This is a genomic window from Pseudomonas sp. HT11, assembly GCF_044875395.1.
Lineage (GTDB): Bacteria > Pseudomonadota > Gammaproteobacteria > Pseudomonadales > Pseudomonadaceae > Aquipseudomonas.
In genome coordinates, this window is sequence record NZ_CP173217.1 from 3,884,666 (window position 1) to 3,901,089 (window position 16,424).

Below are 16,424 nucleotides of genomic sequence, written 5' to 3' on the forward strand. Positions count from 1 at the left end.
CAAGCCCGCTGGCTACATTTACTGCCCGCTGCGCATCAGCTCTTTGGGCACGTACTTGCCGATCTCGAACTTGCCGATCGCCGCACGGTGCACTTCATCCGGGCCGTCGGCCAGGCGCAAGGTGCGTTGCATGGCGTACATGTAGGCCAGCGGGAAGTCGTTGGAAACCCCGGCGCCGCCGTGAATCTGGATGGCGCGGTCGATCACTTTCAACGCCACGTTCGGCGCCACCACCTTGATCTGCGCGATTTCGCTTTTCGCAACTTTGTTGCCCACGGTGTCCATCATGTACGCCGCTTTCAAGGTCAGCAGGCGGGCCATGTCGATTTCCATCCGTGAGTCGGCGATCTTGTCGATATTGCCGCCCAGGCGGGCCAATGGTTTACCGAACGCGGTGCGGCTGACGGAGCGTTTGCACATCAGTTCCAGCGCGCGCTCGGCCATGCCGATGGAGCGCATGCAATGGTGGATACGGCCTGGGCCAAGGCGGCCCTGGGCAATTTCGAAGCCGCGACCTTCGCCGAGCAGTACGTTTTCGTACGGCACGCGCACGTTGTCGAACAGCACTTCGGCGTGGCCGTGCGGGGCGTCGTCGTAGCCGAAGACCGGCAATGGGCGCACGATTTTTACACCGGGGGCATCCACCGGCACCAGGATCATCGAGTGCTGCTGATGACGCGGTGCATCCGGGTTGCTCAGGCCCATGAAGATCAAGATCTTGCAGCGCGGATCGCAGGCGCCGGAGGTCCACCATTTTTTGCCGTTGATCACCCACTCGTCGCCCTGGCGCTCGGCACGGGCGGCCATGTTGGTGGCGTCTGAGGACGCCACGTCCGGTTCGGTCATGGCAAAGGCCGAGCGAATCTCGCCGCGCAGCAACGGCTCGAGCCAGCGTTGTTTTTGCTCTGCGTTGGCGTAGCGCACCAGCACTTCCATGTTGCCGGTGTCGGGGGCTGAGCAGTTGAACGGCTCCGGGCCCAGCAGCGAGCGGCCCATGATCTCGGCCAGTGGTGCGTATTCGAGGTTGGTCAGGCCGGCGCCCAGTTCGGATTCGGGCAGGAACAGGTTCCACAGGCCTTCGGCTTTTGCCTTGGCTTTCAACTCTTCCATGATGGCGGTGGGCTGCCAGCGGTCGCCTTCGCTGACCTGGCGTTCGAACACCGGCTCGGCCGGGTAAACGTAAGCGTCCATGAATGCAGTGACGCGTTCACGCAGTTCCTGAACCTTGGGCGAATAGGCGAAATCCATGAGCAGCTCCCTTCTCTGAGAGGTTGTTTAGGTCATGCAATCGATGCTAGAACAGCGCTGATAATTTACCTAGCCTATTCTCGGCGTGTATTAACATTCATCACCGATATATGATCGGCGCCTGAGCACCTGACAAATCGCCACCTAACAATAAGAGCGCAACGAAATGAATCTGAGCAAGGTCGACCTCAACCTCTTTATTGTCTTCGATGCGATCTACACCGAAGCCAACTTGACCCGTGCCGGGCAGATCGTCGGCATCACCCAGCCGGCGGTGTCCAACGCGCTGGCGCGCTTGCGCGAAACCTTCAATGACCCGCTGTTCGTGCGCACGGCCCAGGGCATGGTGCCCACGCCGATGGCGCAGAACATCATCGGCCCGGTGCGCAATGCGTTGTCGTTGCTGCGGGTGTCGGTGCAGGAAAGCCGGATTTTCAACCCGCAGCAGGCGGCCAAAACCTACCGCATCAGCATGACCGACCTCACCGAAGCGGTGATTCTGCCGCTGTTGTTCCAGCGCCTGCGCCGCCTGGCGCCGACGGTGGCGATCGAGAGTTTCCTGTCCAAACGTCGCGAAACCACCAAGGAGCTCGCCGCCGGACGCCTGGATTTTGCCGTGGATGCGCCGCTCAACACCGACCCGCAAGTGCGCCACGTCAAGCTGATGGAAGACCGCTACGTGTGCGCCATGCGCAAGGGCCATCCGATGGCGGGCAAGGACAAATTCACGCTGGATGACTACCTGTCGCTGACGCATATCCATATCTCCAGCCGCCGCAACGGCCTGGGCCATGTGGACCTGGCCCTGGGCAAGATGGGCATCCAGCGCAAGATCGCCCTGCGCTCCCAGCATTACCTGATGGCCTCGCAAGTGTTGCAGCAGACCGACATGGTGATGACCGTGCCCGAGCGCTTTGCCCGGCGCCATGAATTGCACTGGTTCAACCTGCCGGTCAACGATGTGCCGCCTGTTGAAACCCACTTGTACTGGCACGAAAGCACCGACCAGGACCCGGCCAACCGCTGGATGCGCGAGCAAATGATCGAGTTGTGCCAACAGGTGACGGCGCATGAGAAAAAGCTCGATGGCAAGCAAGCCTGACCTGTGGCAAGCAGACCTTTTGTGGTGAGCAGGCCCTGTGTGACAAGCAGTCCCAGTGTGGCAAGCAGGCCCTGTGTGGCGAGCAGGCTTGCCCTGCGTTGGGCTGCGTAGCAGCCCCAAACCCAGGCGCCGCGTTTTCCCTGAAAAATTGAGTCAATGTTTATTGCAGGCGCGTCACACCCAACGCAGGGCAAGCCTGCTCGCCACAACACGCCCGCTCATAAGGTTGGAGAGGCAGCTTGACGTTCACGTCAACCTGACATTAGCTTAGCGTCAAGACCTTCTTGAGCGCCCCCATGAGCACGACTTACAGCATCTCCGACCTCGCCCGCGAGCTCGACATCACTACCCGCGCCATTCGCTTCTATGAAGAACAAGGCCTGCTGGCCCCGGAACGCCGGGGCCAGGAGCGCATCTACTCGGCGCGCGACAAGGTCAGCCTCAAACTGATCCTGCGCGGCAAGCGCATCGGTTTCTCCCTGGCCGAGTGCCGCGAGCTGATCGAACTCTACGACCCCAGCAGCGGCAACCACATCCAACTCAACAGCATGCTCGCCAAAATCGCCGAACGCCGTGAGCAGCTTGAGCAACAACTGCTGGATATCGAACAGATGAAGCTGGAACTGGACACCGCCGAAGAGCGCTGCACCCAGGCCCTGGCGCAGACCATGAGCCAGGTTGGCCAATAACGATAAGGTAGCCATCATGCCCCTCCCCTCACACGTACGCCTGGTGGAAGTCGGCCCGCGCGACGGCCTGCAGAACGAAGCCCAGCCCATCAGCGTGGCCGACAAGGTCCAACTGGTGGATGCCCTGACCGACGCGGGCTTGAGCTATATCGAAGTGGGCAGCTTTGTCTCGCCCAAGTGGGTGCCGCAGATGGCCGGGTCGGCGCAAGTGTTTGCGCAAATACAACGCAAACCCGGCGTGACCTACGGCGCACTCGCGCCGAACCTGCGCGGTTTTGAAGATGCCGTGGCCGCGGGCGTAAAGGAAGTCGCCGTGTTTGCGGCCGCGTCCGAGGCGTTTTCCCAGCGCAACATCAATTGCTCCATCAGCGAAAGCCTGGAGCGCTTTGCGCCCATCATGGCGGCGGCCAAGCAGCATGGCGTCAGCGTGCGCGGGTATGTGTCGTGTGTGTTGGGTTGCCCTTACGAAGGTGACATCGCGCCGGAACAGGTCGCGGCGGTCGCGCGCGAGTTGTACGCCATGGGCTGCTATGAAGTTTCCCTGGGCGACACCATCGGCACTGGCACGGCGGGCGCTACGCGGCGGCTGTTTGAAGTGGTCGGCGCGCAGGTGCCACGGGACAAGTTGGCCGGGCATTTTCATGACACCTACGGGCAGGCGATTGCGAATATCTACGCCAGTGTGCTGGAAGGGATCACGGTGTTCGACAGCTCCATCGCGGGCCTCGGCGGCTGCCCCTACGCCAAGGGCGCCAGCGGTAACGTGGCGACTGAAGACGTGGTGTACCTGCTCAACGGTCTGGGTATCGACACGGGCATCGACCTGCAGGCATTGATTCTCGCGGGCCAGCAAATCAGCAGCGTGCTCGGCCGGCCCACCGGGTCGCGGGTTGCCAAGGCGCGTAACGCCAGTTGAGTAGAGCGGCTGTGACAATGTGTTACCGCACCGCTACATATCGAGTAACACGGGAACATATTTTGTCGCATTCGCTGCAGGCGATTTCTTATAAAAAATTCAACCTGCTGATTTTAAAGGCTTTTTAAAAGTTGGCACGGCTTCTGCTATCTCTATTGCATAACAAGAATAAAAAGCGCCAAACCTAATAAAAATAAGACGAAACGACTCTGACATAACAAAAACAACACGGCAGAGACGCAGCTAACAGATTTTTTTGGAGAAGATGTGCTTCGCAGGGTACGGCATGCCGAAACCCGCAACCGGTTAGAGAAAAATAAAACTACCTCAGGTAGCTGCCACTGGTTGGATCGGTAACGAAGAAGCAGATCAGCGCTCAAAAAAATACGTTTGCTCTTGACCCCGAATGGGGGTCGCCCAAAACAGCGGTAAAGGGTAACGGCTGCCAAAAACAACAACAGGCCGCCCCTCAATAATAAAAAAGAGCACGCAACGACAAATTAAAGGGGACCTTCGGGTCCCCTTTGTGCTTTCCGGGATTCGACAAACGCTCGTCTGGCATCGATCAAAAAGCGTGTTCGCGAAGGCGGTGCGTCAGTGACAGATGAGCTGGCTGACCCTGCGCATGCGCGAGCAAGCCCGCTCCCACATGGGTTTGGGTTGTTAGTTGGACTGGGTTTTCAGCTCCTCGATCGAGATTTCGCGCATGCGAAATTTCTGGATCTTGCCCGTCACCGTCATCGGAAACTCTTCCACGAATTTGAAATGCTTGGGCGTCTTGAAGTGCGCGATGCGGCCCTTGCACCAGGTTTGCAGCTCCAGTTCGTTGGCCATATGGCCCGGATGGAACTTGACCCAGGCGACGATCTCTTCACCGTAACGCTCATCCGGTATGCCAATAACTTGCACATCTGCCACCGCCGGGTGGGTGAAGAAAAACTCTTCGAGCTCGCGCGGGTACACGTTTTCGCCACCGCGAATGATCATGTCCTTGTTGCGCCCGGCGATACACACGTAACCGTGTTCGTCCATGGTCGCCAGGTCGCCGGTGTGCATCCAGCCCGCGTCATCGATGGCGTCACGGGTGCCGTCGGGGTTGTTCCAGTAGCCGAGCATGACGCTGTAGCCGCGCGTGCACAGCTCGCCGATTTCACCGCGCGCGACGGTATTGCCAGCAGTGTCGATAATCTTGTTTTCCAGCTGCGGCTGGGTACGGCCCACGGTGGTGACGCGGCGCTCCAGGTCATCGTTGGCACCGGTTTGCAGTGACACCGGGCTGGTTTCGGTCATGCCGTAGGCAATCTGCACTTCACCCATGTGCAGCTCGCTGATGACGCGGCGCATCACCTCGATAGGGCATGTGGCACCGGCCATGATCCCGGTGCGCAAGCTTGTCAGCTCGAATTCGCCGCGGCGAGGGTGATCGAGGATGGCGATGAACATGGTCGGCACGCCGTAGAGGCCGGTGGCGCGCTCTTCGGCGACGGCGCTGAGGGTCAGCAGCGGATCAAAGCCGTCATTCGGGTAGATCATCGTGGTGCCGTGAGTGATGCAGCCAAGGTTGCCCATGACCATGCCAAAGCAGTGATACAACGGCACCGGAATCACCAGCCGGTCCTGCGCCGTGAGGCCCAGGCTTTTGCCAACCATGTAACCGTTATTGAGAATGTTGTGATGACTGAGGGTGGCGCCCTTGGGAAACCCGGTGGTGCCGGAGGTGTATTGAATGTTCACGGCCTGGTCGAAGTGCAGGCTGGCCTGGCGCCTGTGCAGCTGTTCGGGCGGGACGCCAGCCCCCAGGGCCGCCAGCTGCGACCAGGGCAAAAAGCCCTGGGGTGGGTTGGGGTCGAGGCTGATCATCGCGCTCAGGTTGGGGCTCAGTGCTTGCAGCATGGCGTGGTAATCGGAGCTTTTGAATGACCCGGCGCACACCAGCCATTGGCAACCGGACTGCTTGAGCACGTACTCCAGCTCACTGCTGCGGTAGGCCGGGTTGATGTTGACCAGGATCACACCAAGCTTGGCACTGGCAATCTGGGTGATGCACCACTCTGCACAATTGGGCGCCCAGATGCCCAGGCGGTCGCCGGCTTGCATGCCCAGGGCCAGGAACGCACGGGCGTGCAAATCAACCGTGTGAGCCAGTTGCCGCCAGGTGTAGCGGCGTTGCTGATGGCGCACCACCAACGCTTCACCCTCGGGATAGCGCGAGACCGTGTTATCGAAGGCCTGGCCAATGGTCATGGCCAGCAAGGTCTTGTCCTGAGAGCCACGGCTGTAGCTCTGATTCGGTTGATCCATAACGACCCCTTTTGTCTTTTTTGTAAGGTGGACGGCGGCTGCTTGACGTAAACGTAAACTACGATTGACAGCCTCGCAACGCAAGCTTACGTTAACGTAAAGGTGAGCGCCCTCCCCGACGCTCAACCACACAACAACAAAGCTCACATTAAGGTGCCTGTCCATGAGTTACCCGTCCCTGAACTTCGCCCTCGGCGAAACCATCGACATGCTGCGCGACCAGGTGCAGTCCTTCGTGGCCAAGGAAATCGCGCCCCGCGCGGCTCAAATCGACAGTGACAACCTGTTCCCCGCCCATATGTGGCGCAAGTTCGGTGACATGGGCCTGCTCGGCATTACGGTGCCGGAAGAGTACGGCGGCGCCGGCCTGGGCTACCTGGCCCACGTGGTGGCCCTTGAAGAAATCAGCCGAGGTTCGGCGTCAGTCGGCTTGTCCTATGGCGCTCACTCAAACCTGTGCGTCAACCAGATCAACCGTAACGGCAGCCACGAACAGAAGCTCAAATACCTGCCGAAGCTGATCAGCGGCGAGCATATCGGCGCCCTCGCCATGAGCGAGCCGAATGCCGGCTCCGACGTGGTCTCGATGAAACTGCGCGCCGAAAAACGCGGCGACCACTATGTGCTCAACGGCAGCAAGACCTGGATCACAAACGGCCCCGATGCCAACACCTTCGTGATCTACGCCAAGACCGACGTGGAAAAAGGCCCTCACGGCATCACCGCGTTTATCGTCGAGCGCGACTGGAAAGGCTTCAGCCGCAGCAACAAGTTCGACAAGCTCGGCATGCGCGGCTCAAACACCTGCGAGCTGTTTTTCGATGACGTGCAAGTGCCCGAAGAAAACATCCTCGGCGCACTCAATGGCGGCGTGAAAGTGCTGATGAGCGGCCTGGACTACGAGCGCGTGGTGCTGGCGGGCGGCCCGATCGGCATCATGCAAGCGTGCATGGACCTGATCGTGCCGTACATCCACGACCGCAAGCAGTTTGGCCAGAGCATCGGCGAATTCCAGCTGATCCAAGGCAAGGTCGCCGACATGTACACCCAGCTCAATGCCAGCCGCGCCTACCTCTACGCGGTGGCGCAGGCGTGCGAGCGCGGTGAGACCACGCGCAAGGACGCCGCCGGGGTCATCCTGTTCAGCTCCGAGCGCGCCACACACATGGCCCTGGACGCCATTCAGATTCTGGGCGGTAACGGTTACATCAACGAATTCCCCGCCGGGCGCCTGCTGCGTGACGCCAAGCTGTACGAAATCGGCGCCGGCACCAGTGAGATTCGCCGGATGCTGATCGGCCGCGAACTCTTCAACGAAACCCGCTGAAGGAGCGCCCATGGCCACCTTGCACACCCAACTCAACCCGCGCTCGGCAGAATTTGCCGACAACAGCGCAGCCATGCGCCTACAGGTCGACGCCCTGCACACTCTGCTCGCCCACGTGCAGCAAGGCGGTGGCGCCAAGGCTCAGGAGCGGCATACGTCGCGCGGCAAACTGCTGCCCCGTGAGCGGATCAATCGTTTGCTCGACCCGGGCTCGCCGTTCCTTGAACTGAGCCAACTGGCGGCCCATCAGGTGTACGGCGAAGACGTGCCGGCGGCTGGGGTGATTGCCGGGATCGGCCGCGTGGAAGGCGTCGAATGCATGATTGTCGCCAACGACGCCACGGTAAAAGGCGGCTCCTACTACCCGCTCACGGTAAAAAAACACCTGCGCGCGCAGACCATCGCCGAGCAGAACCGCCTGCCGTGCATCTACCTGGTGGACTCCGGTGGCGCCAACCTGCCGCGTCAGGATGAAGTCTTCCCGGATCGCGAGCACTTCGGGCGGATCTTCTTCAACCAAGCGAATATGAGCGCCCAGGGCATCCCGCAGATTGCGGTGGTGATGGGCTCGTGCACGGCGGGCGGTGCCTACGTGCCGGCCATGGCCGACGAAGCGATCATGGTGCGTCAGCAGGCGACCATCTTCCTCGCCGGCCCGCCGCTGGTGAAAGCGGCGACCGGCGAAGTGGTCAGCGCTGAAGACTTGGGCGGCGCCGACGTGCACTGCAAGATCTCCGGTGTGGCCGACCACTATGCCGACAGCGATGAACACGCGCTGGCCCTGGCGCGGCGCAGCGTGGCCAACCTCAACTGGCGCAAACAGGGGCAGTTGCAGCAACGCCCGCCGGTGGCGCCGCTGTACAGCAGCGAAGAGCTTTACGGCGTGATCCCGGCCGATGCCAAGCAGCCGTTCGATGTGCGCGAAGTGATCGCGCGGCTGGTCGACGGCTCGGTGTTCGATGAGTTCAAGGCACTGTTTGGCACCACGCTGGTGTGTGGTTTTGCGCACTTGCACGGCTACCCGATGGCGATTTTGGCCAATAACGGGATTCTGTTCGCCGAAGCCGCGCAAAAAGGCGCGCACTTTATCGAACTGGCCTGTCAGCGCGGGATTCCGCTGCTGTTTTTGCAGAACATTACTGGCTTCATGGTCGGCCAGAAGTACGAAGCCGGCGGCATCGCCAAGCACGGCGCCAAGCTGGTGACCGCGGTGGCCTGTGCCAAGGTGCCGAAATTCACGGTGATCATCGGCGGCAGCTTTGGTGCCGGTAACTACGGCATGTGCGGCCGGGCTTACGACCCGCGCTTTTTGTGGATGTGGCCCAATGCACGCATCGGCGTGATGGGTGCCGAACAAGCGGCCGGCGTGCTGGTGCAGGTCAAGCGTGAACAAGCCGAGCGCGCTGGCGCAAGCTTCAGCGCCGAAGAGGAAGCCGCGATCAAGCAGCCGATCCTCGACCAGTATGAAACCCAGGGCCACCCCTATTACTCCAGCGCGCGCTTGTGGGATGACGGCGTCATCGACCCGCTGCAGACCCGCGACGTGCTGGCCCTGGCCTTGTCCGCTTCGCTGAACGCCCCCATCGAGCCGAGCCGCTTCGGCGTGTTCCGCATGTAAATGGAGCTGTACCCATGAGCGATTTCAACACCCTCGAACTGATCACCGACCGCCGTGGTTTTGCCACGCTGTGGCTCAGCCGCGAAGCCAAGAACAACGCGTTCAACGCCGAAATGATCCGCGAACTGATCATCGCGCTCGACCAGGTGCAGGGCGATTCGTCGCTGCGCTTTCTAGTGCTGCGCGGGCGCGGCAAGCACTTCAGTGCCGGTGCCGACCTGGCGTGGATGCAGCAATCGGCCGAGCTGGACTACCACACCAACCTGGATGACGCCCGCGAGCTGGCGGAGTTGATGTACAACCTGGCCAAGCTGAAAATCCCGACCCTGGCCGTTGTGCAGGGCGCGGCCTATGGCGGCGCGCTGGGTTTGATCAGTTGCTGCGACATGGCGATCGGCGCCGATGACGCGCAGTTCTGCCTGTCGGAGGCGCGCATCGGCCTGGCTCCGGCGGTGATCAGTCCGTTCGTGGTGCAGGCCATCGGCGAACGTGCGGCGCGGCGTTATGCCCTGACCGCTGAGCGTTTTGGCGGCCAGCGGGCACGCGACATTGGCCTGCTGGCAGAAAGTTACCCCGCCGGTGAGCTGGATCAGCACGTCGAACACTGGATCGCCAACCTGCTGCTCAACAGCCCTGCGGCGATGCGCGCCAGCAAGGACTTGTTGCGCGAAGTGGGCAACGGCGCCCTCACCCCGGCGTTGCGCCGCTATTGCGAAAACGCCATCGCACGGATTCGCGTCAGCGCCGAGGGCCAGGAAGGCTTGCGCGCCTTCCTGCAAAAACGTCCGCCCAGCTGGCAAGCACAGGAGCCGCGTTCATGAGCCCACTGACGACTGTGCTGGTGGCCAACCGCGGCGAAATTGCCTGCCGAGTGATGCGCACCGCCAAGGCCATGGGCCTGACCACCGTGGCGGTACACAGCGCCATCGACCGTGATGCGCGCCACAGCCGCGAGGCAGACATCCGTGTCGACCTGGGTGGCAGCAAGGCCACCGACAGCTACTTGCAAATCGACAAGCTGATTGCCGCCGCCCAAGCCAGCGGCGCCCAGGCGATCCATCCCGGGTATGGGTTTCTATCGGAAAACGCCGGTTTTGCTCGAGCGATTGAAGCCGCCGGGTTGATCTTCCTCGGCCCGCCCGCCTCGGCCATTGACGCAATGGGCAGCAAGTCGGCCGCCAAGGCGCTGATGGAAAAAGCCGGCGTGCCGCTGGTGCCGGGTTACCACGGCGAAGCTCAGGACCTGGACACCTTCCGCGCGGCCTGCGAGCGCATCGGCTACCCGGTGCTGCTCAAGGCCACCGCGGGCGGTGGCGGCAAGGGCATGAAGGTGGTCGAGGACGTCAGCCAACTGGCCGAGGCCCTGGCTTCCGCCCAGCGTGAGGCACTGTCGTCGTTTGGCAACGGGCAGATGCTGGTTGAGAAATACCTGATCAAGCCGCGTCATGTGGAAATCCAGGTCTTTGCCGACCAGCACGGCCACTGTTTGTACCTCAATGAGCGCGACTGCTCGATTCAGCGTCGCCATCAAAAGGTCGTGGAAGAAGCGCCGGCGCCGGGCCTGAGCGTTGCACAGCGCAAAGCCATGGGCGAAGCCGCCGTGCGCGCGGCCCAGGCCATCGGCTATGTGGGCGCGGGCACGGTGGAGTTTTTGCTCGACGCGCGTGGCGAGTTTTTCTTCATGGAAATGAACACGCGGCTGCAGGTGGAACATCCGGTGACCGAGGCGATCACCGGCCTCGACCTGGTGGCCTGGCAGATCCGTGTCGCCCAGGGTGAGCCGCTGCCGATCACCCAGGACCAGGTGCCCTTGATCGGGCACGCGATTGAAGTGCGCTTGTATGCCGAAGACCCGGCCAATGATTTTCTGCCGGCCACCGGGCACCTCGCGCTGTACCGCGAGTCTGCACCCGGCCCGGGCCGTCGCGTGGACAGCGGGGTACAACAAGGCGACAGCGTTTCGCCGTTCTACGACCCGATGCTGGGCAAGCTGATTGCCTGGGGCGAAGACCGTGAACAGGCGCGCCTGCGCTTGTTGAGCATGCTCGATGAGTTCGCGGTGGGTGGGCTCAAGACCAACCTGGCCTTTTTGCGGCGCATCATCGGCCATCCGGCGTTTGCGGCGGCTGAATTGGATACCGGGTTTATTCCGCGCTATCAGGCTGAGTTGTTGCCGGTGCCGGGCGAGTTCAGCGACGAGTTCTGGCAGGCCGCAGGCTCAGCGCTTATGCAGAGTCTGCCGGCAGGTGATGGGCCGTGGGCGGATACGCGGGGGTTTCGCCCGGGGCTGCCTGCCGAGGTTTCGCTGCATTTGAGCAGCGGCGCGCAGGATCGTCGGGTGACGTTGGGTGGAGGCGCTGCGCAGTTACGCGGCGAGCAGTTGTGGCTCGAGCACAACGGCGTGCGCCGTGCCCATCTGGCGGTGCGCGGCGAAGGCTGCGTGTACCTGCGCTGGGAGGGCGAGATGCATGCAGTGAGCCTGTTCGACCCGATTGCAGCGGTCGAGGCCAGCCAATCTCATCAGGGTGGGCTCACGGCGCCGATGAACGGCAGCATCGTGCGGGTGTTGGTGGACGTCGGCCAGGCCGTCGAAGCCGGTACACAATTGGTGGTACTGGAGGCGATGAAGATGGAGCACAGCATTCGCGCGCCGCACGCTGGCGTGGTCAAGGCACTGTTTTGCCAGGAGGGTGAAATGGTTGCCGAAGGCAGTGCCCTGGTGGCGCTTGAAACAGCGGACTAAAACTTCGCCGTGGCCTGCACGACGACGCCGAGGATTCGGCAGTCGTCGGTGAACAGCTGCTTGGGGTAGGTGGGATTGAGCGGCACCAGGTAACGCTGGCCGCTTTCTTCCATTAACTGGCGAAAGGTTGCCTGGGGGCTGTCGGCCCATTGGGCGACCACCAGTTTGCCGGGTTCGGCGTCAATGGCCGGGTCCACCAGAATCAACATGCCAGCGCCAATGCTCAAACCACTGGGGGCAGTCATCGCGTCTCCCGTCACGGGCAGCCAGTAGGCTTCGCCACGGGCGTGGTAATCGGTCAGTTCAAAACGTGCGGCGCCGTAGGCCGGGCGCTCTTCACGTATTTCGCAGACGCCCTTCCAGTCGCTGACCGGGTAGCGAAAATACGGGTTGTAGTGTTTTTCCAGGGGCGGGGCCTGATCGGCTTTCTGCCGAATTTCCAGCGCAACCTCCAGATACTCCAACCCTAACTCGGCGAGCACCCGATTCATGTCCGCCAGGCTTGGCACGCGGCGCTTGTTGAGCCAATGGCCCACGCCGCCCTGGGACATGCCCAGGCGTTCAGCCAGTTCATCCTGCGTGACCTTGCGGTCTTTCATGTTGGCTTTGACCAACGCTATCCAGTTATCCATGGGGCGTGACAATACGTTGTGCAGATGCCACGACAATAAACAGTTTGTAGTAATCCATCAAATGACATAAATACGATTCGTATTACTATCAGGCGCAGGTTTTCGACATTCACTCAGAGTAGCCACCCTCATGACGACCCGCCCGTATCATCTGCCCGGCACCGCTGAAACCGAACAACTGTCGGGGCTGCGCACCAGCGGCGCGGCCCAGCGCGCATTGGATCATTACTTGAAAGAGGATGTGTCGGCACCGCTCCCGGACGAGAGCTTCTTCGACATCAAGCCCAACGTCAGCCACGAGGATGCCCTGGTGCATGCTTCGGAGCTGTTACGCAGCGCGGCAGCGGCGGCCTACGAACTGGCAAGCAGCCGGCAGGGCAACCAACGGGACCTGGCATTTTCAGTGGTGTATTTGATTGATATGGCGAAGGTGATGGTGGAGCGGACGTTGCAGTCGCCAGCGGCTCAGGCAAACGCATAACAGACACGAAGCAAAAATATTTCTATCCCACGGATAAAAACATTTGACTTGCAAATGATAATGATTATTATTGGGCTCAGCTGATCGCGAGATCAGTCGATAGACCAAGAGACCTTAGGTCGGACTCTTGGAATATCTCCTCATCAGGCTAATCACGGTTTTTGACCCGGCTCTTTGGCCGGGTCTTTTTTTTGCCAGTTTCCCTGGCATGGCTTCAGGCTAATGAAGACTGTGTGTTGCTTGATGGCGCGCATGGTAGCAAAAGACCATCTTCAAAAGAAAGCCGAACGAGCGCTCCAGGCCCGATCTTTCCGAAATAGCGCTTGAGAATCAATCTCATAGACTCTAAGCTGCTGCTGCGTCAGGGATGATGCCCCCCTCCCCCGTGCAAAAATATTGCATCAAGATTTTGCCTGACTCCTGTGTAAGATATCCGCCACAACACTCATATTCAGGCAATCAGACTATGACCGTGGCCTTGACCTCCATCAAGATCAGCACCGACTTCGACAGTGGCAACATCCAGGTTCTGGATGCGAGTGATGCCTATCAGTTATTGCTGGCGATCAAACCCGACACCCGCAGCGCACACTTCCAGTGGTTCCACTTCAAGGCCGAAGGCATGCACGTGGGCCACACCCACACCTTTCGCCTGAGTAATGCGAGTCAGTCCTCTTACAAAAATGCCTGGAGCGGCTACAACGCCGTGGCGTCCTACGACCATATCAACTGGTTTCGCGTCCCCACGCGCTTTGATGGCGAAACATTGCACATCAGCCTGGAAACCCGCGAAAAACAGGCCTGGATCGCCTACTTCGAACCCTACAGCCGCGAGCGTCACGACGCCTTGATCGAGCAGGCCTTGAACCGCGCCGGTACCCAGTTACTCGCCACCGGCAAAAGTGCTGAAGGCCGTGATATCCAACTGCTGCGCCGTGGCAAGGGTGGCGAGGGCCAGCGCAAGGTCTGGATCATCGCCCAGCAACACCCCGGCGAGCACATGGCCGAATGGTTCATGGAAGGCGTCATCGAACGCCTGCAACAGGACGGTGACGCCGAGCTGAAAAAACTGCTGTCCGTCGCTGACCTGTACCTGATCCCCAACATGAACCCCGACGGCGCCTTCCACGGCCACTTGCGCACCAATGCCATGGGCCAGGACCTCAATCGTGCCTGGCAGAGCGCCAGCCAGGAAATCAGCCCTGAAGTGCTGTTCGCCCAGCAGCAGATGGAAAAATACGGCGTCGACCTGTTTCTCGATATCCACGGTGACGAAGAAATCCCCTACGTGTTCACCGCCGGCTGCGAAGGCAACCCAGGCTACACGCCGCGCATCGAAGCGCTGGAAAAACACTTTCGCAGCCACTTGAGCGCATTGACTCGCGATTTCCAGACCACCCACGGTTACACCCGCGACCTGCCGGGCGAGGCCAACATGACGCTGGCCTGCAATGCCGTCGGAGAGAAATTCGACTGTCTGTCGCTGACCCTGGAGATGCCCTTCAAGGACAACGACGATGCGCCCAACCCGAAAACCGGTTGGTCAGGTGAGCGCTCCAAACAGCTGGGCAAGGACGTATTGAGCACGGTTGCCGATATCGTCACGGCACTGCGCTAAGCCGCCCCGCCCCCGGCATCAGTCCTTGGTGCCGGTCATGCTTTGCAGCACGCCGTCACGGCGAATCAAGCCGTGAAACAGCGCCGCCGCCAGGTGCAACAGCACCGTCAGAAACAGCAGATACGCCAGATACCCATGGGCCTTGCGCAACACCGCAAACAACGGCGCATTCGCACCCACCAGCGCCGGCAACTGCACTGAACTGCTGAGCATCACCGGGTCACCGGCCGCCGAAATCATCGCCCAGCCCAGCAGCGGCAACACCAGCATCAACGCGTACAACAGCACATGAGAGGCCTTGGCTGCCAACCTTTGCCACAGCGGCAAATCATCCGGCAGCGGCGGTTGCCGAGTGGAAAAACGCACCACCAGCCGCACGATCACCAGCGCCAGAATCGCAATTCCCAGCGGCTTATGCAGGTGAATCAGCCACTCATGGCGCTCCGACACCGACGCCGCCATGCCCGCACCGATAAACAACATAGCGATGACCATCAGCGCCATCAGCCAATGCAGCACACGCGCCAGCGGCGCGAAATAGCGTGGTTGAACATTCATGGCTTCGACTCCTGAGGGGCGCTGTGCAGCGGGCTGACTTCACCGGCACGACGCACGTACGAGCTGGCGTAGGCTGCCGAACGCGCCGCCAGCAGCGGGTCGTCGGAGGCCTGGATACCACTGGGCAAAATCAGCGGATCAAAGTTGATATCACGGCAATCGCCGTCCGCTTGCGGCTGGCTGCTCTGCAGTACCAGGGTGCCGGCGTTGAGCACCTTGTGTTCGCCGGTCCAGGTTTTGCTCGCATCGTCCAGCGGGTCGCCGGGGTTGGCCAGGGTCATGTTCAACTGCCAACGCAGCGGGCCCAATGCTAGGCGCTGCACCAGGTCTTTTTCAAGAAAGTCGCTGCCTGAAGGCGCGGTATCGCCCGCTGCATCCTGGCTCTGCGGCACGACGCCCCAACGCACTGCCTGGCGCTTGCCGTCAGCGCTGACCAGATAAAACGCATTGATGCCGTTGTAGGTCTCTGTCGCATAGCTGGCCGACGGCTTGGCCGTCTTGACCCACGCCAGGAACGGCGCGGTCTCCGGGTGCGCGGCAAAAAACGCCGGCATGCCCGCCGGGTTCGGCTTGCCGGTGGCCGGGTCTGGCGCGCCCGCCTTGAGCATCTGGTAAAAGGCTTCAGGCGTGCCCACCGGGAACACCGGCATGCTGTTCATCCCCGTGCGCCATTGCTGGCCGTTGGCTTGGCTGAACTGCAAGGCAAAGCTGCGGATCGGCACACTGCTGTCCGGCGCGTAAGGGTTGCCGCTGGGCAAGGCAAATCGACCAATCACCGGCGTTTTCGCTTCGCTGAACACTTGGGCACTCGAATACGCCCGCGCCTCGGGGCTGCTCTCGAAGTAACCCGCCACGCACACGCCCTTGGCATGGTTGCGGCGAAAGCCAGGGTGCAGGCCGTTATTGGTTTCCAGGGCATTAACCAGGGTTTTGGGGCGCAGGCGCTGTGGGTCGAGGGTGCCGTTGACGTAGGCAAACGCCCCGGCAACAACGGCAACCACGGCACCGATACCGGCGAGCCGTGCGATCAGGCTCGCGGTACTCAACGCAGGACGGGGCGGTGATGAGTGATCTACCATGAAGTGACTCCAGGGCCAGAGGCCTAAGCGGTGAAACATAAGGTCGGAGCATTAAGACGAACGCCGATCCGCTCTATTCCCACGCCCTGTGTTTATTTTTCAGGCTTGGGAA

General features: G+C 61.1%; 14 protein-coding genes. 9 read left to right on the forward strand and 5 right to left on the reverse strand.

The window, feature by feature from the left end:
- Positions 1-18: 18 nt before the first annotated feature.
- The gene (locus ABWL43_RS17800) at positions 19-1,248 is read right to left on the reverse strand and encodes an acyl-CoA dehydrogenase (RefSeq protein WP_145163992.1); all 1,230 of its coding nucleotides are present in this window, start codon (positions 1,246-1,248) and stop codon (positions 19-21) included.
- Between the two features lie 166 nt (positions 1,249-1,414).
- On the opposite strand from ABWL43_RS17800, the gene ABWL43_RS17805 reads away from it, so the two are divergent.
- The 3 genes from ABWL43_RS17805 to ABWL43_RS17815 all read left to right on the forward strand — a co-directional run bounded on the left by ABWL43_RS17805 (position 1,415) and on the right by ABWL43_RS17815 (position 3,955).
- On the forward strand, positions 1,415-2,350 hold the full coding sequence (locus tag ABWL43_RS17805) for a LysR family transcriptional regulator (protein ID WP_404483361.1): 936 nt from the start codon (positions 1,415-1,417) through the stop codon (positions 2,348-2,350).
- Between the two features lie 296 nt (positions 2,351-2,646).
- Positions 2,647-3,039: a MerR family DNA-binding transcriptional regulator gene (locus ABWL43_RS17810; protein ID WP_106578810.1), complete on the forward strand. Its 393-nt coding sequence runs from the start codon at positions 2,647-2,649 to the stop codon at positions 3,037-3,039.
- Positions 3,040-3,055: 16 nt separating this feature from the next.
- Positions 3,056-3,955 (forward strand): hydroxymethylglutaryl-CoA lyase, encoded by a 900-nt coding sequence (locus tag ABWL43_RS17815; protein WP_369303199.1) that lies wholly within the window; start codon positions 3,056-3,058, stop codon positions 3,953-3,955.
- Positions 3,956-4,618: 663 nt separating this feature from the next.
- Here ABWL43_RS17815 and ABWL43_RS17820 read toward each other — a convergent pair.
- The gene (locus ABWL43_RS17820; RefSeq protein ID WP_404483364.1) at positions 4,619-6,256 is read right to left on the reverse strand and encodes an AMP-binding protein; all 1,638 of its coding nucleotides are present in this window, start codon (positions 6,254-6,256) and stop codon (positions 4,619-4,621) included.
- A gap of 163 nt (positions 6,257-6,419) precedes the next feature.
- Between ABWL43_RS17820 and ABWL43_RS17825 the strand changes: the two genes are divergently transcribed.
- Genes ABWL43_RS17825 through ABWL43_RS17840 form a run of 4 tightly spaced genes read left to right on the forward strand, consistent with a single transcriptional unit; the run spans position 6,420 to position 11,944 of the window.
- Positions 6,420-7,583: an isovaleryl-CoA dehydrogenase gene (locus ABWL43_RS17825; RefSeq protein WP_404483366.1), complete on the forward strand. Its 1,164-nt coding sequence runs from the start codon at positions 6,420-6,422 to the stop codon at positions 7,581-7,583.
- Positions 7,584-7,593: 10 nt separating this feature from the next.
- Positions 7,594-9,201, forward strand: coding sequence for a carboxyl transferase domain-containing protein (locus ABWL43_RS17830; protein WP_404483368.1), 1,608 nt, complete (start codon positions 7,594-7,596; stop codon positions 9,199-9,201).
- 14 nt (positions 9,202-9,215) lie between these two features.
- Complete coding sequence (locus ABWL43_RS17835) at positions 9,216-10,022, forward strand: gamma-carboxygeranoyl-CoA hydratase (RefSeq protein WP_242199373.1); 807 nt, start codon at positions 9,216-9,218, stop codon at positions 10,020-10,022.
- Entirely contained in the window at positions 10,019-11,944 is a 1,926-nt protein-coding gene (locus tag ABWL43_RS17840; RefSeq protein WP_404483370.1) for an acetyl/propionyl/methylcrotonyl-CoA carboxylase subunit alpha, read from the forward strand. The genes ABWL43_RS17835 and ABWL43_RS17840 overlap by 4 nt, the downstream gene beginning before the upstream one ends.
- Here the strand turns inward: ABWL43_RS17840 and ABWL43_RS17845 are convergent.
- A complete protein-coding gene (locus ABWL43_RS17845; protein WP_262207533.1) occupies positions 11,941-12,576 on the reverse strand; it encodes a LexA family transcriptional regulator in 636 nt (211 codons plus the stop codon). The genes ABWL43_RS17840 and ABWL43_RS17845 overlap by 4 nt on opposite strands.
- A 130-nt stretch (positions 12,577-12,706) precedes the next feature.
- On the opposite strand from ABWL43_RS17845, the gene ABWL43_RS17850 reads away from it, so the two are divergent.
- Together ABWL43_RS17850 and ABWL43_RS17855 are read left to right on the forward strand one after the other, a co-directional pair.
- Entirely contained in the window at positions 12,707-13,057 is a 351-nt protein-coding gene (locus tag ABWL43_RS17850) for a DUF6124 family protein (protein WP_145163974.1), read from the forward strand.
- A gap of 466 nt (positions 13,058-13,523) precedes the next feature.
- Positions 13,524-14,675 (forward strand): M14-type cytosolic carboxypeptidase, encoded by a 1,152-nt coding sequence (locus tag ABWL43_RS17855; protein WP_404483373.1) that lies wholly within the window; start codon positions 13,524-13,526, stop codon positions 14,673-14,675.
- An 18-nt stretch (positions 14,676-14,693) separates the two neighbouring features.
- Here ABWL43_RS17855 and ABWL43_RS17860 read toward each other — a convergent pair whose 3' ends face one another.
- Positions 14,694-15,233, reverse strand: coding sequence for a cytochrome b (locus ABWL43_RS17860; protein WP_106578819.1), 540 nt, complete (start codon positions 15,231-15,233; stop codon positions 14,694-14,696).
- Complete coding sequence (locus tag ABWL43_RS17865) at positions 15,230-16,312, reverse strand: catalase family peroxidase (RefSeq protein WP_404483375.1); 1,083 nt, start codon at positions 16,310-16,312, stop codon at positions 15,230-15,232. Before ABWL43_RS17865 ends, ABWL43_RS17860 begins: the two co-directional genes overlap by 4 nt.
- Between the last annotated feature and the right edge of the window lie 112 nt (positions 16,313-16,424).

Bases quoted from the DNA above. Each gene is read 5' to 3' on its own strand.
- ABWL43_RS17815 (WP_369303199.1), top strand. From the start codon at position 3,056: ATGCCCCTCCCCTCACACGTACGCCTGGTGGAAGTCGGCCCGCGCGAC.
- ABWL43_RS17820 (WP_404483364.1), bottom strand. From the start codon at position 6,256: ATGGATCAACCGAATCAGAGCTACAGCCGTGGCTCTCAGGACAAGACC.
- ABWL43_RS17800 (WP_145163992.1), bottom strand. From the start codon at position 1,248: ATGGATTTCGCCTATTCGCCCAAGGTTCAGGAACTGCGTGAACGCGTC.
- ABWL43_RS17825 (WP_404483366.1), top strand. From the start codon at position 6,420: ATGAGTTACCCGTCCCTGAACTTCGCCCTCGGCGAAACCATCGACATG.
- ABWL43_RS17840 (WP_404483370.1), top strand. From the start codon at position 10,019: ATGAGCCCACTGACGACTGTGCTGGTGGCCAACCGCGGCGAAATTGCC.
- ABWL43_RS17865 (WP_404483375.1), bottom strand. From the start codon at position 16,312: ATGGTAGATCACTCATCACCGCCCCGTCCTGCGTTGAGTACCGCGAGC.
- ABWL43_RS17845 (WP_262207533.1), bottom strand. From the start codon at position 12,576: ATGGATAACTGGATAGCGTTGGTCAAAGCCAACATGAAAGACCGCAAG.
- ABWL43_RS17850 (WP_145163974.1), top strand. From the start codon at position 12,707: ATGACGACCCGCCCGTATCATCTGCCCGGCACCGCTGAAACCGAACAA.
- ABWL43_RS17860 (WP_106578819.1), bottom strand. From the start codon at position 15,233: ATGAATGTTCAACCACGCTATTTCGCGCCGCTGGCGCGTGTGCTGCAT.
- ABWL43_RS17855 (WP_404483373.1), top strand. From the start codon at position 13,524: ATGACCGTGGCCTTGACCTCCATCAAGATCAGCACCGACTTCGACAGT.
- ABWL43_RS17835 (WP_242199373.1), top strand. From the start codon at position 9,216: ATGAGCGATTTCAACACCCTCGAACTGATCACCGACCGCCGTGGTTTT.
- ABWL43_RS17830 (WP_404483368.1), top strand. From the start codon at position 7,594: ATGGCCACCTTGCACACCCAACTCAACCCGCGCTCGGCAGAATTTGCC.
- ABWL43_RS17805 (WP_404483361.1), top strand. From the start codon at position 1,415: ATGAATCTGAGCAAGGTCGACCTCAACCTCTTTATTGTCTTCGATGCG.
- ABWL43_RS17810 (WP_106578810.1), top strand. From the start codon at position 2,647: ATGAGCACGACTTACAGCATCTCCGACCTCGCCCGCGAGCTCGACATC.